A 13410-nucleotide genomic window follows, 5' to 3' on the forward strand; every position below is an offset into this window, starting at 1 on the left:
CCATCGGTGGATCGAGGTTAAGAGGGCACTGATGCGGGCACTGAGCGGGCATTGAGAGGGCACTGAGCTGGCATCGAGCTGGCACTGACGGGGGCTCTGACGGCACGCTGATCGGCACCGACCGAGGGGCGGGCAACCAGTTCCGGTCCAGCGAACTCTCGTACAGTTCTCTGCGTCCCCCGCCGTCAGACCCCGCAGACCCGTCTGTGTGGGTCCGCCTCCGCCTGGCACCCACAGAATCTCAGGAGCTCGATGCTTGCCCTCGTCGGTCTGCACCTGCTCGCGGCCGTCTGTGCCCCGTTGCTCGTGCGGCTCTGGGGGCCCCGGGCGTTCTGGCTCCTCGCCCTGCCGTCGGTCGCCACCGCGGGCCTGGCGCTGGCGCGCACGACGGCAGCCACGCCCGGGACGGCGCCCCGCGAGGACGTCACGTGGGTGCCCTCCCTGGGGCTGTCGGTCACGCTCCGGATGGACGCTCTCGCGTGGCTGATGTGCCTGGTCGTCGGGGTGGTGGGCACGCTCGTCCTCGTCTACTGCGCGGGCTACTTCGAGCCCGACGAGCCCGGCCTGGACCGCTTCGCCGCCCACCTCACGGCGTTCGCGGGCGCGATGACCGGTCTGGTCCTCAGCGACAACCTCCTCGTGCTCTACCTGTTCTGGGAGCTCACGACCGTCCTCTCGTACCTCCTCGTGGGTCACTCGTCCCACCTCGAGGACAGCCGCAACGCCGCCACCCAGGCCCTCGTCGTCACCACGGCGGGGGGTCTGGCGATGCTGGTCGGCATCGTCATGCTGGGCCAGGCCGCGGGGACCTACTCCCTCGAGTCGATCCTGGCGCAGCCGCCGTCGGGCACGACGGTGGCGGTCGCCGTGGCCCTGCTGCTCGTCGGCGCGCTCACCAAGTCCGCCCTCGTGCCCTTCCACTTCTGGCTCCCGGGGGCGATGGCCGCGCCGACCCCCGTCAGCGCCTACCTGCACGCCGCCGCCATGGTCAAGGCCGGCATCTACCTCGTCGCGCGGCTCGCACCGGGCTTCTCCGACGCCGCCACGTGGCACCCGGTCGTCCTCGTCCTGGGCTGCACGACGATGCTCGTCGGCGGCTACCGCGCCCTGCGCCAGGTGGACCTGAAGCTCCTCCTGGCCTACGGCACGGTGTCCCAGCTCGGCTTCCTCGTCGTGCTCGTGGGGACCGGGTCCGCCGAGGCCGCCGTGGCCGGCCTGGCCATGCTCGTCGCGCACGCGGTGTTCAAGGCCGGGCTGTTCCTCTCCGTCGGGGCCATCGACCACGCCACGGGCACCCGCGACATCCGTGAGCTGAGCGGACTGCGCCACCGCATGCCGGTCGTCTTCGCGGCGTCGGTCGCCTGCGCCCTGTCGATGGCGGGCCTCCCGCCGACGCTCGGCTTCCTGGGCAAGGAGGCCGTCTACGAGACCTACTGGCACGGCGCCCAGGCCTGGAGCCGACCCGTGCTCGTCGTGCTCGTCGTCGGCTCCATGCTGACCCTCGCCTACAGCGCGCGCTTCCTGATCGGCGCGTGGAGCGACGTGCCCGGGCGCGAGGACACGGCCTACCACTCCCTGCACCGCCCCGTCGTGTGGGTCCCGGCGGCCCTCGGGCTCACGAGCGTGCTCGCGAGCCCCTTCCTCGGTGCCGCGCAGCACCTCGTCGAGCCGTATGCCGAGAGCTGGCCGCCCTCAGCGCACCCCATCCACCTGGCGCTCTGGCACGGCTTCACGCCGGCCCTGTGGCTGAGCGTCCTCACGGTGGCCTCCGGCCTGGCCCTGGTGGCGGTGCGCAGCCGGGTCGAGTCGGTCCAGCGACGGCTGCCTCACCCACCGGCGGCGGTCTCGGCATACCGCTGGGTGATGCGTGCCCTCGACCGCGGCTCCATCGAGGTCACGGGCGTTGCGCAGCGAGGCTCGCTCCCGCTGTCGCTCGGCCTGATCCTGGTCGTCTTCATCGGCCTGACCGCGGTCGGGCTCCTGGGGGTCGGCTCGGCGCCCGAGACCCGCTGGTGGGACACCCCCGCGCAGGCCGGCGTCGCGCTGGTCGCCAGCCTGGCCGCCGTGATGGCGGTGCGCTCCCGCCGCCGCCTGCGCGGTGTGTTCCTGGTCGGTGTCACGGGCTACGCGCTCGCCGTGCTGTTCCTGCTGCACGGCGCCCCGGACCTCGCCCTCACCCAGGTGCTCGTCGAGACCGTCTCCATCGTCGTGTTCGTGCTCGTCCTGCGGCGGCTCAGCGGCAAGTTCAACGACAACCCCTCGCGTGCCAACCGCAGCCTGCGCGTCGCCCTCGGCGTCGTGTCCGGCGTGCTGGTGAGCGGGGCAGCTCTCGTCGCCGCCGGAGCACGCACCGCGCCGCCCGGGTCCGCCGGCTGGCCGGTCGGGGCCACGAGCTTCGGCGGCGGCGAGAACGTCGTCAACGTCGCCCTGGTCGACATCCGGGCCTGGGACACCATGGGCGAGATCGCCGTGGTGCTCGTCGCCGCGACCGGCGTCGCCAGCCTCGTCTACCTCAGCCACGACCGGGTCGTGGCGACCCGCAAGCGGCTCGACGAGGCGCGGCGCCTGCGCAACCGCACGCGCGAGGAGCGCCCCAGCTGGCTGGCCGTGCCCGCCGGGGAGCGCACCGAGGAACCCTCGCTGATCTTCGCCGTCATCACCCGCCTCATCTTCCCCGCCATCATGGTGTGGTCCCTCTACCTGCTCTTCGCCGGGCACAACAACCCCGGGGGCGGCTTCGCGGCGGGGCTCGTGGCCGGCCTGGCCCTCACCGTGCGCTATCTCGCCGGCGGCCGGGTGGAGCTGCGGGCCGCCCTCCCACTCATGCCGGGTGCGCTGCTCGGGACCGGGCTGTTCCTGTCCGCCGGCTTCGGCCTGGTCTCCATGCTGGTCGGTGGTGACGTCCTGCAGAGCTGGGACGCGGACGTGGAGCTGCCCCTCGTCGGGCACCTGCACCTCGTGTCCTCGGTCTTCTTCGACCTCGGGGTCTACCTCGTCGTGATCGGTCTGATGCTCGACATCCTCCGGTCCCTGGGCGCCGCGCTGGACCGGCAGATCAGCGAGAGGTCGGACGCATGACCGTCAACCTGACCCTGGTGGTCCTCGCCGGGGTGCTCTTCGGCTCGGGCGTGGTCCTCGTCATGGCGCGCAGCATCGTGCGAGCCCTGCTCGGCGTGCTGCTCATGGGCAACGGCGTCAACGTCGTGTTCCTGATCGCCTCCGGCGCGCCCGGCCGCGCACCCATCGTCAGCAAGTCCTCCGCCGAGGGCGTGGTCGTCGGCGCGGACGGCATCTCCGACCCCCTCCCGCAGGCCATGGTGCTCACCGCCATCGTGATCACGCTGGCGGTGACGGCCTACTGCCTCGCGCTCGCGCACCGGTCCTGGCAGCTGTCGTCCAGCGACAACGTCGAGGACGACCCCGAGGACGCCCGGATCGGTCACCTGGCCGACACCGACCAGGTTCCCGACACCGACTACGCAGACACCACCGACCCGCACGCCCTCGCCGACACGGCGACCGACGACCAGGGAGGCGACCGATGATCGACCCAGGTCTGCTCGTGCCGCTGCCCGTGGTGCTCCCCCTCGTCGGTGCCGGGCTGACGGTCGTGGCGTCGGGACGCCAGGCGATCCAGCGCCTCGTGAGCACCGTCGTCCTCACCACGTCCGTGATCGTGTCGGCCGTCCTGCTCTGGGGGGCCCACACCCGCGGCACCCTCGTCGTCCACGCCGGAGGCTGGTCGCCGGCCGACGGCATCGTCCTCGTGGTGGACCGGCTGTCCGGGCTGATGCTGCTCGTGTCCTCGACCGTGACGCTGGCGGTGATGCTCTACTCCATCGGCCAGGGCCGCGCCTCGGACGACAGCGAGCACGACGGGGGAGCCCCCCTGCCGATCTTCCACCCCACCATGCTCGTCCTCTCGGCCGGCGTCTCGACGACCTTCCTGTCGGGGGACCTGTTCCACCTCTACGTCGGCTTCGAGATGCTGCTGTTCGCGAGCTTCGTGCTGCTCACGCTGGGTGGCACCGCCTCCCGGGTCCGGGCCGGCGCCAACTACGTCGTGGTCAACCTGCTGTCGTCGCTGCTGTTCCTGGTCGCGATCGCGCTCGTCTACGCCGCCACGGGGACGGTCAACCTCGCGGAGCTCGCCGGTCGGCTGGACGCCCTCCCGCCGGGTCAGCAGGGCCTGCTGCACGGCATGCTGCTCCTCGGCTTCTGCATCAAGGCCGCGGTGTTCCCCATGTCGGGCTGGCTCCCCGACTCCTATCCCACCGCGCCCGCGCCCGTCACCGCCGTGTTCGCCGGACTGCTGACCAAGGTGGGGGTCTACGCGATGATCCGCACCCAGACGCTGCTGTTCCCCGACGGTCGGCTGGACGCCCTGCTGATGTGGGCCGGCCTGCTGACCATGCTCGTCGGCATCCTGGGCGCCGTCGCCCAGGACGACATCAAGCGACTGATCTCCTTCACCCTGGTGTCGCACATCGGCTACCTCGTCTTCGGCATCTCCGTCGGCAACGAGGCGGGGCTGTCGTCGGCGATCTTCTACACCGCCCACCACATCACCATCCAGACCGCGCTGTTCCTGGTGACGGGCCTGATCGAGGCCCGCGGCGGGTCCACCTCGCTCAGCCACCTCGGGGGGCTGGGGCGGCTCGCCCCCGGGCTAGCCCTGCTGTTCTTCGTCCCCGCGATGAACCTCGCCGGCATCCCGCCGTTCTCGGGCTTCCTCGGCAAGGTCGGCCTCATCCAGGCCGGGGTCGCCTCCGGCACGTGGCTCGCCTACCTGCTCGTCGCCGGGTCCGTGATCACCAGCCTGCTCACGCTGTACGCCATCAGCCGGGTGTGGGGCCGTGTCTTCTGGAGGTCGCCCCGTGCCGCCGTCCCCGACGACGACGGGGGTGACGACGACGTGCTCGTCGTCACCGGGGACGACGCGGCCCAGGTCGTCGCCGAGCGACGCCTGGCGCTCGGCACGGTGCTGCCGACCACGCTGCTCGTCGCGGTGAGCGTCGCCATCACCGTCGCGGCCGGGCCGCTCTACGAGATCACCGACGCCGCAGCGGGCCAGCTCGGCGACCGCTCCGGCTACACGACCGCCGTGCTGCAGGGGGTGCCTCGATGAGCAACCGCGTGCGTCTCACCCCGACCGTCGGGCTCGCCGTCGTCTGGGTCCTGCTGTGGGGCAACTTCTCCTGGGGCAATGTCCTCGCGGGACTCCTGGTCGCCCTCGTGGTGCAGGTCTTGTTCCCCCTGCCGCACGTGATGTCCGGCGTCCGGGTGCACCCCTGGGGACTGCTCGTCCTGCTCGGCACCTTCCTCAAGGACCTGGTCACGGCCAGCGCCGCGGTGGCCTGGCTCGCCGTGCGGCCGCGGCCCATCGGCCCCGGCACCGTCATCGAGGTGCAGCTCAGGGTGGAGGACGACCTGCTGCGCACCGTCGTCGCGGAGCTCACGTCGCTGGTCCCCGGCACGGTCGTGATCGACCTCGACCCCTCCACGGGCGTGCTCACCATGCACGTCCTGGACCGCACCGACCCCGCGGACCTGCAGGCCGAGCGTCTCCGGGTCGCAGCGCTGGAGGACCGGGTGCGCCGTGCCCTCGGCAAGGACACGGGTCAGCCGGAGCGGCATACCCACGAGCACGAGAAGGCCGACCGATGACCGTGCTGGTCTGGGCGATCGTCGCCATGCTCCTGGCCGCGGCGCTGCTCGTGCTGTGGCGCATGGTGACCGGCCCGACGGTGCTCAACCGCACCCTCGCGAGCGACGTGCTCGTGGCGGTGATCATCTGCGCGCTGGGGGCGGAGGCGGTCGTGCGCGACCACTCGACGACGCTGCCCGTCCTCGTGTCGCTGTCGCTGGTCGGCTTCGTGGCGACCGTCGCGGTGTCGCGCTTCGTCGCCGGGGACTCGGACCTGGGGCTGCGCCAGGCCGGGCAGCCCGGGTCGGACGTGCCCGAGCCCACCGAGGTCAGCGGCTTCGACGAGGACCGGGGCGTGGTCGACGACGACGGGGGCAACCGATGAGCTGGACCTCCGTCGCCGACCTCGCCGCGCTCGTCTGCCTGGCCCTCGGCTCGTTCCTGTGCCTGTGCGCCGCGATCGGTCTCGTCCGCTTCCCCGACCTGCTCTCGCGCATGCACGCGGCGACCAAGCCGCAGACCCTGGGGATCCTGCTGGTGCTGCTCGGCGTGGGCATCGGACGGCACTCGCCCCTCGACATCGGCATGCTGCTGCTCGTCGCGATCTTCCAGATGGCCAGCGCGCCCGTGTCTTCCCACCTGCTCAGCCGCGCCGCGATCCGCACCGGCCAGGTGCCGGGCGTCCGGGACGACGAGAGGGTCGACCGGCCGTAGCCGATCGACCCCCGTCTGCTGGCCCGACCCCGGGTCAGCGTCTCAGAACAGCCCGACCGTGTTGCCGTCCTCGTCGATGTCGATGCGCATGGCGGCCGGCGACCTCGACAGGCCCGGCATCGTCATCATCGACCCGCAGATGGCATAGACGTAGCCGGCTCCCGCGGCCAGGCGGACCTCGCGCACCGGCAGGGTCCAGCCGCGCGGCGCACCCTTGAGGGCCGGGTCGTGGGACAGAGACATCTGGGTCTTGGCGATGAGCACGGGCAGGTGGCCGTAGCCCTGGTCGGTGTACATCGCCAGCGCCTTGGCCGCGGCCGGCTCCAGGGAGATCCCGTTGGCGCCATACACCTTGGTCGCGACCTTGCGGATCTTGACCTCGAGGGAGTCCTCGAAGTCGTAGGTCGGGGTGAAGTGCACCTCGTCGTCGCACGCCTCCACCACGGTGCGGGCGAGCTCCTCGGCGCCGGCGCCACCGTCCTTGACGTGGGTCGACACGGCGCAGCGCGCCCCCATCTCCTCGGCCACGCGCCGGATCACCTCGTGCTCGGACGGGTGGTCCGTCGGGAAGGCGTTGATGGCCACCACCGGCTGCACGCCGAAGTCCTGGATGATCTGGATGTGCTTGCGCAGGTTGTCGCACCCGGCCTCGACGTCCTGCGGGCTCTCGAGCAGCATCCCCTCGGGCAGCGGCTTGCCGGCCTTGACCTCGAAGCGGCCGGAGTGGGACTTGAGCGCCCGCACGGTCGCGACCAGGACCGCCGCCTGGGGAGTGAGCCCGGCCGCGCGGCACTTGACGTTGAAGAAGCGCTCGGCGCCCATGTCGGCCGCGAAGCCCGCCTCGGTGAGCAGGATGTCGCCGGCCTTGATGCCGACGCGGTCGGCGATGATCGAGGAGTTGCCGATCGCGATGTTGCCGAACGGGCCGGCGTGGATGAACGCCGGCGTGTGCTCCAGCGTCTGCATGAGGTTGGGCTTCAGGGCGTCCTTGAGCAGGACGCACATCGCGCCGGCGCAGCCGATCTGCTCGGCGGTGACGGGCTTCTTGTCCTTGGTGAAGCCGACGACGATGCGGCCGAGGCGCTCCCGCAGGTCCCGCAGCGAGGTGGCCAGGGCGAGGATGACCATGACCTCGGACGCCGCGGTGATGTCGAAGCCCGCCTGACGGGTCACGCCGTCGGTCTTGGCGCCGCAGCCCTCGATGATGTTGCGCAGCGAGCGGTCGTTCATGTCCATGACCCGACGCCACTGGATGTCGTCGAGGCCGAGCTCGTTGCCGAAGTGCAGGTGGTTGGACACCATCGCCGCCAGCAGGTTGTGCGCCGCCGTCACCGCGTGGAAGTCGCCGGTGAGGTGCAGGTTGAGCATCTCCATCGGGACGATCTGGCTGTAGCCACCGCCCGCCGCGCCACCCTTGACGCCGAAGACGGGCCCGAGCGAGGGCTGGCGCAGGGCGAGGACGGGCTTGCGGCCGATGCGGGCCAGGCCCTGGGCCAGGCCGACGGCGGTCGTCGTCTTGCCCTCGCCCAGCGGGGTCGGGGTGATGGCGGTGACGACGACGTACCTGGCGTCGGGGAGGTCGGCCAGCTCGTCGATGACCTCGAGCTCGACCTTGGCGACGTGCCGCCCGTAGGGGATGAGGTACTTCTCGTCGATGCCGACGGTGGCGGCGACCTCGGGGAGGGGGGCGAGATCAGCGGATCGCGCGATCTCGATGTCTGAGGGAAACGGCTTTGTATCCACGAGGCGAGTATGCCGGACGTCCTCCGGCGTCCCGACGGTGGGGCCGGACGTCCTCCCGTCCTCACCCCGTGCGGGGCGGACGCTTGCAGACGTAGATCGCCGTCCCCGGCACGAGCCTTCCCCGCAGCGGGCTCCACCCGCCCCAGGTCTCCTCGTGGTCCTCGGGCCACTCCGGCTCGACGAGGTCGACGAGCCGCAGGCCCGCGGCGGTGATCTCGCGGACGCGATCGCCGAGGGTGCGGTGGTGCTCGACGTAGAGCGCCCGTCCCTGGTCGTCCTCCTCGACGTACGGCGAGCGGTCGAAGTAGGAGCTCGTGACGGTCAGGCCCGCCTCTCCCGGCACGTCGGGCAGGGCCCAGCGGATCGGGTGGGTGGTGGAGAAGACGAACCGCCCGCCGGGGCGCAGGACGCGGGCGGCCTCGCGCATCACCGCGGCGGAGTCGGCCACGAAGGGCACCGCGCCGTAGGCGGTCATCACGAGGTCGAAGCTCTCCTGCGCGAACGGCAGGGCCGCCGCGTCGCAGGCGAGCAGGGGGAGCCGGGGGTGCTGGGGGTGCTGGGGGAGCGGGTGAGCAGGGGAGGCCGACGGCTGTCCCGCCCGTATGCCGTCCGCCCGCCCCTCGTCGATCCGGCGTCCCTGCGCGAGCATCCCCGTCGACAGGTCCGTCGAGACGACCACCGCCCCCTGGGCCGCCAGCCACCGTCCGCCCTGGGCGGCGCCACCACCGATCTCCAGGACGCGGAGCCCGGGGAGGCGGTCCGCCGGCGCCAGGATCCGAGCTGTCTCCTCGCGCAGCCCCTCCGGACCCCAGACGAGGTCGGCGTCGCCCAGGAACGCGCCGTGCTCGGCGTAGTAGTCCACCGCCTCGGCGTCCCACCAGCCCTTGTTGGCGCGCGCCGACTCGGCCTGGTCGGTGCCGCGCCGCGTGACGGCGGCGAAGGAGCCGCGCTCGGCGGTCGTCATACAGCCTCCTGCTTTGACCCGTGCGTGACAGGACCGTTAGGGTGGACGAGCACGTTCGTGCGCGGACTCGACCCGACGAGGTCGGCGAGACCCCACGGCGGGCATGCACGATCCCACCTATTCAACCTGTCCACCATCGGAGTTCCTACTACATGACTGCCAGCCCGGTCGAAAAGACCGCCCCTCAGGTCGCGATCAACGACATCGGATCTGAGGAGGACTTCCTCGCCGCGATCGACGAGACCATCAAGTACTTCAACGACGGAGACATCGTCGACGGTGTCATCGTCAAGGTCGACCGGGACGAGGTCCTGCTCGACATCGGTTACAAGACCGAGGGTGTCATCCCGAGCCGCGAGCTCTCCATCAAGCACGACGTCGACCCGTCCGAGGTCGTTTCCGTGGGTGACGAGGTCGAGGCCCTGGTCCTCCAGAAGGAGGATAAGGAGGGTCGTCTGATCCTGTCCAAGAAGCGCGCCCAGTACGAGCGCGCCTGGGGCACGGTGGAGAAGGTCAAGGAGGAGGACGGCGTCGTCACCGGCACCGTCATCGAGGTCGTCAAGGGCGGCCTCATCCTCGACATCGGTCTGCGCGGCTTCCTGCCCGCCTCCCTCGTCGAGATGCGTCGTGTGCGCGACCTCCAGCCGTACGTCGGCAAGGAGATCGAGGCCAAGATCATCGAGCTCGACAAGAACCGCAACAACGTGGTCCTGTCGCGCCGCGCGTGGCTGGAGCAGACCCAGTCCGAGGTCCGCACCACCTTCCTCAAGGAGCTCGGCAAGGGCCAGGTCCGGTCCGGCGTCGTGTCCTCGATCGTCAACTTCGGTGCGTTCGTGGACCTCGGTGGCGTCGACGGTCTCGTCCACGTCTCCGAGCTGTCCTGGAAGCACATCGACCACCCGTCCGAGGTCGTCGAGGTGGGCCAGGAGGTCACCGTCGAGGTGCTCGACGTGGACATGGACCGCGAGCGTGTCTCCCTGTCGCTGAAGGCGACGCAGGAGGACCCGTGGCAGCACTTCGCCCGCACCCACGCCATCGGCCAGGTCGTGCCGGGCAAGGTCACCAAGCTCGTCCCGTTCGGTGCGTTCGTGCGCGTCGAGGAGGGCATCGAGGGTCTGGTCCACATCTCCGAGCTGGCCGAGCGCCACGTGGAGCTGCCGGAGCAGGTCGTCAACGTGGGCGACGACATCTTCGTCCGTGTCATCGACATCGACCTCGAGCGTCGCCGCATCTCGCTGTCGCTCAAGCAGGCCAACGACGCGTCCGTCGTCTCCGACGACTTCGACCCGACGCAGTACGGCATGGCCGCCGAGTACGACGAGCAGGGGAACTACAAGTACCCCGAGGGCTTCGACCCCGAGACCAACGAGTGGCTCGAGGGCTTCGAGACCCAGCGCGAGAAGTGGGAGAAGCAGTACGCCGAGGCCCACTCGCTGTGGGAGGCCCACAAGACGCAGGTCGAGGAGGCCGCCAAGGCCGACGCCGAGGCAGCCGCCAACCCGGAGGCCGCGACGTCCTACTCCTCCGGTGGCAGCGCCACCGAGAGCGTGTCGACGTCCTCGTCGTCCTCCTCGTCGTCGTCGTCCTCCTCCTCGTCCAACGAGGGCACCCTCGCCTCCGACGAGGCGCTGGCCGCTCTCCGCGAGAAGCTCACCGGCTCCAACTGAGCCCACTGACCAGGCGCACACGGCCTGATCACGTCGAAAGCCCCGTCCACCCCTGCGGTGGGCGGGGCCTCGTCGTGCCCGCCCGGGTTGAGCGCCTCTGGTGGCCCCCGGTGCGTCGCCCCGTGCGTCGCCTGGTGCGGCGCCCGGTGCGTCGCCCGGTGCGTCGTCAGGGCCCCGGCGGGTGCCCGGGCCCCGGCGCGAGTAGCCTCGGTGCATGGTTCGCATCGGTCTGACAGGTGGCATCGGGTCCGGCAAGTCGACCGTGTCGCGTCGTCTCGGCGAGCTGGGGGCGGTGGTCGTGGACGCCGACCAGCTGGCGCGTGAGGTCGTGGCTCCCGGCTCGGAGGGTCTGCAGGCCGTCCAGGAGAGGTTCGGCGACGGCGTCGTCGGTCCCGACGGTGCGCTCGACCGCGGGGCGCTCGGTGGCATCGTCTTCGCCGACGAGCGGTCCCGCCGAGACCTCGAGGCCATCACGCACCCGTTGATCGCGCGGCGGACCGCGCAGCTCATGGCCGAGGCGGGGGAGGACGCCATCGTCGTGCACGACGTCCCCCTGCTGGTCGAGAAGCACATGGGACCGGCCTACCACCTCGTCGTCGTGGTGGAGGCCGACCACGACTCGCGGGTCCGCCGGCTCGAGGGACGCGGCCTCAGCGAGCAGGACGCGCGGGCCCGCATGGAGCACCAGGCGACCGACGAGCAGCGGCGCGCGGCCGCGGACGTGCTGATCGACAACAACGGCACGGCCGACGACCTGTTGGCCGAGGTGGACCGGGTCTGGCACGAGCGGTTGCGGCCGTATGCCGACAACGTGCGCACCCGCACGCGCGCCCGGCGGCCCGACGTCCCCACCCTGGTCGCCTACGACGAGACCTGGCCCCAGCAGGCCGACCGCCTCATCGCCAGGATCAGTGCCGCGATGGGCACCCGCGCCCCGGAGATCGAGCACATCGGGTCCACCGCGGTGCCCGGGCTGGCCGGCAAGGACGTCATCGACCTGCAGATCGGCGTGCCGGACCTGCACGACGCCGACGACCCCGAGTTCGTCCGCATCCTCGAGGACCTCGGTTTCCCGCGGTCCAAGGACAACACGATGGACAACGTCAAGGACGAGCTGCCCGACCCCTCGCTGTGGGTCAAGCGCTTCCACGGGTCCTGCGACCCGGGCCGGATCGTCCACGTCCACGTGCGCGAGACGGAGGGTGCGGGTTGGCAGTACGCCCTGCTCTACCGCGACTGGCTACGGTCCGACGCGGACGCCCGCGCGGACTACCTGACCGAGAAGCGACGGCTGGCCGGCACCTGCGCCACGACCAGGGAGTATGCCGAGGCGAAGGAGCCGTGGTTCAACCACATCTGGCCGCGCATGCAGTCCTGGGCCCGCCGGACCGGCTGGCACTCCTGAGCGGCAGCGGGACGGTCGGCAGGCTCCTTGGGAGGCTCAGGAGGTGGCCGGCCGGGGGCGTCGTCCGAACGCCAACCAGCCGCCCCAGCGGGTGCGCCCCACCGTGCGCTCAGCAACGACCGGGACGGCGATGGCGACGGCGATCCCGAGGACGAAGAGCAGCGCCGTCGACGTGAGCCCGAGCTTGGTCAGCACGATGCGGCTGCCCGCGGCCCCCAGGACGTGCCACAGGTAGATGCCATAGCTGTAGGCCCCGAGGCGAGCGAGCGTCGAGGCGTGCAGCCGGCCGCGGACGAGGTAGACGAGCAGCAGGGCGCAGAGCCCGGTGGCCAGGCCGTGCAGCCGCACGACGGCGGAGGGCAGACCCTCGGCGAGGCCGAGCGCGCCCGTGACCAGCAGGAGTGTGGTCACGGCGGCCAGCGCCCCGACTCGCGGGGCCGTCGTCCTGAGGCCGAAGCGCTGCAGGCCCGCGCCGACGAGGAAGAAGGGCCACAGCCAGATGGCCTGGTTGAGGGCGAATACGTTGCCCTGGGCCGGGACCTGGACGAACAGTGCCAGGGCGAAGGCGCCGGTGACGAGGCAGGCGTGGGACCGCGCGGTCCACTGCGGCGCGTGGGCGTCGAGGAGGGCGGTGAGGCTGAAGATCACCATGGCCGCCAGCAGGAACCACAGGTGCTGGTAGCCGAAGACCACGAGCTGCAGGAAGGACTCGGCGCCGGGCTTCTCGTTGGTGCCCGGGACCGCGGCCTGCACGGCCATGGTGGTGAGCCCGACGAAGAGCAGAGGGACGAGCAGGCGATCGACCTTGCGGCGCAGGAAGCCGGGCACCGCGTCGGCCCCACGGACCGGCCGCAGGGCGTAGACGTAGCCGGACAGCAGCGTGAAGAACGGCATCCGGATGTCGTCGAGCAGCAGGTAGGCGGACCGCCAGAGCGAGTCGTCGGCGACCTGGAGCCCACGGCCCCCGTCGTCGCCGATGACGTGGCCGGCGACCATGAGGATGACCGCGAGGCCGCGCAGCGACTGCACCGAGAGGTCGGCGCGTGGGCGCGGCGCGGCGGGCGTCGCGGGGGCGGGCGTGGGCCGGGCGGGCAGGGTCGCACGGAGGGAGGTCGCAGGCACGGGTCGTCGGAACCTTCGGGTCGGGGTCGGGGCAACGGCGCATGCGGCTTCGGATGCCAAACCACCCTAACCGGGATGATTGCCGTATCCGAACGCGTCCGTTGCGTCGCGATGAAGGGGCAGGGACGGGTTGCCCCGTCCCGCCGAC

11 protein-coding genes are annotated in these 13410 nt (G+C 71.5%); 8 read left to right on the forward strand and 3 right to left on the reverse strand.

Annotated elements, in window-relative coordinates; translation table 11 throughout:
* Positions 1 to 252: 252 nt before the first annotated feature.
* From B4K29_RS01960 to mnhG, 6 genes are read left to right on the forward strand one after another with little or no spacing between them, the layout of a single operon-like run.
* A complete protein-coding gene (locus B4K29_RS01960) occupies positions 253 to 3078 on the forward strand; it encodes a Na+/H+ antiporter subunit A (RefSeq protein ID WP_286966296.1) in 2826 nt (941 codons plus the stop codon).
* Positions 3075 to 3545, forward strand: a complete 471-nt coding sequence (locus B4K29_RS01965; RefSeq protein ID WP_239263517.1) for a Na(+)/H(+) antiporter subunit C — start codon at positions 3075 to 3077, stop codon at positions 3543 to 3545. Before B4K29_RS01960 ends, B4K29_RS01965 begins: the two co-directional genes overlap by 4 nt.
* Entirely contained in the window at positions 3542 to 5128 is a 1587-nt protein-coding gene (locus tag B4K29_RS01970) for a Na+/H+ antiporter subunit D (RefSeq protein WP_019286069.1), read from the forward strand. The genes B4K29_RS01965 and B4K29_RS01970 overlap by 4 nt, the downstream gene beginning before the upstream one ends.
* Entirely contained in the window at positions 5125 to 5667 is a 543-nt protein-coding gene (locus B4K29_RS01975) for a Na+/H+ antiporter subunit E (protein ID WP_286966298.1), read from the forward strand. Before B4K29_RS01970 ends, B4K29_RS01975 begins: the two co-directional genes overlap by 4 nt.
* Positions 5664 to 6032 carry a monovalent cation/H+ antiporter complex subunit F gene (locus B4K29_RS01980; protein WP_019286067.1) on the forward strand — a complete coding sequence of 123 codons (369 nt, stop codon included), beginning with the start codon at positions 5664 to 5666 and terminating at the stop codon, positions 6030 to 6032. Before B4K29_RS01975 ends, B4K29_RS01980 begins: the two co-directional genes overlap by 4 nt.
* Positions 6029 to 6361, forward strand: coding sequence for a monovalent cation/H(+) antiporter subunit G (gene mnhG / locus B4K29_RS01985; protein ID WP_019286066.1), 333 nt, complete (start codon positions 6029 to 6031; stop codon positions 6359 to 6361). The genes B4K29_RS01980 and mnhG overlap by 4 nt, the downstream gene beginning before the upstream one ends.
* A 42-nt stretch (positions 6362 to 6403) precedes the next feature.
* Here mnhG and B4K29_RS01990 read toward each other — a convergent pair whose 3' ends face one another.
* Together B4K29_RS01990 and B4K29_RS01995 are read right to left on the reverse strand one after the other, a co-directional pair.
* Complete coding sequence (locus B4K29_RS01990; RefSeq protein WP_019286065.1) at positions 6404 to 8104, reverse strand: formate--tetrahydrofolate ligase; 1701 nt, start codon at positions 8102 to 8104, stop codon at positions 6404 to 6406.
* A 61-nt stretch (positions 8105 to 8165) separates the two neighbouring features.
* Complete coding sequence (locus B4K29_RS01995; protein ID WP_286958318.1) at positions 8166 to 9068, reverse strand: class I SAM-dependent methyltransferase; 903 nt, start codon at positions 9066 to 9068, stop codon at positions 8166 to 8168.
* Positions 9069 to 9220: 152 nt separating this feature from the next.
* On the opposite strand from B4K29_RS01995, the gene rpsA reads away from it, so the two are divergent.
* Positions 9221 to 10735: a 30S ribosomal protein S1 gene (gene rpsA / locus B4K29_RS02000; protein WP_019286063.1), complete on the forward strand. Its 1515-nt coding sequence runs from the start codon at positions 9221 to 9223 to the stop codon at positions 10733 to 10735.
* Between the two features lie 214 nt (positions 10736 to 10949).
* Positions 10950 to 12140, forward strand: coding sequence for a dephospho-CoA kinase (coaE, locus tag B4K29_RS02005; protein ID WP_019286062.1), 1191 nt, complete (start codon positions 10950 to 10952; stop codon positions 12138 to 12140).
* 36 nt (positions 12141 to 12176) lie between these two features.
* On the opposite strand, the gene B4K29_RS02010 is transcribed toward coaE, so the two are convergent.
* A complete protein-coding gene (locus B4K29_RS02010) occupies positions 12177 to 13262 on the reverse strand; it encodes an acyltransferase family protein (protein WP_286956140.1) in 1086 nt (361 codons plus the stop codon).
* Positions 13263 to 13410: the final 148 nt, after the last annotated feature.

This window comes from Arsenicicoccus sp. UBA6765 (assembly GCF_002453335.1).
Lineage (GTDB): Bacteria > Actinomycetota > Actinomycetes > Actinomycetales > Dermatophilaceae > Arsenicicoccus > Arsenicicoccus bolidensis.

What these genes read in the sequence shown, in the direction of transcription:
- coaE (WP_019286062.1), top strand. Translation starts at nt 10,950, where the DNA reads ATGGTTCGCATCGGTCTGACAGGTGGCATCGGGTCCGGCAAGTCGACC.
- B4K29_RS01965 (WP_239263517.1), top strand. Translation starts at nt 3,075, where the DNA reads ATGACCGTCAACCTGACCCTGGTGGTCCTCGCCGGGGTGCTCTTCGGC.
- B4K29_RS01975 (WP_286966298.1), top strand. Translation starts at nt 5,125, where the DNA reads ATGAGCAACCGCGTGCGTCTCACCCCGACCGTCGGGCTCGCCGTCGTC.
- B4K29_RS01960 (WP_286966296.1), top strand. Translation starts at nt 253, where the DNA reads ATGCTTGCCCTCGTCGGTCTGCACCTGCTCGCGGCCGTCTGTGCCCCG.
- B4K29_RS01995 (WP_286958318.1), bottom strand. Translation starts at nt 9,068, where the DNA reads ATGACGACCGCCGAGCGCGGCTCCTTCGCCGCCGTCACGCGGCGCGGC.
- B4K29_RS01970 (WP_019286069.1), top strand. Translation starts at nt 3,542, where the DNA reads ATGATCGACCCAGGTCTGCTCGTGCCGCTGCCCGTGGTGCTCCCCCTC.
- mnhG (WP_019286066.1), top strand. Translation starts at nt 6,029, where the DNA reads ATGAGCTGGACCTCCGTCGCCGACCTCGCCGCGCTCGTCTGCCTGGCC.
- B4K29_RS01980 (WP_019286067.1), top strand. Translation starts at nt 5,664, where the DNA reads ATGACCGTGCTGGTCTGGGCGATCGTCGCCATGCTCCTGGCCGCGGCG.
- rpsA (WP_019286063.1), top strand. Translation starts at nt 9,221, where the DNA reads ATGACTGCCAGCCCGGTCGAAAAGACCGCCCCTCAGGTCGCGATCAAC.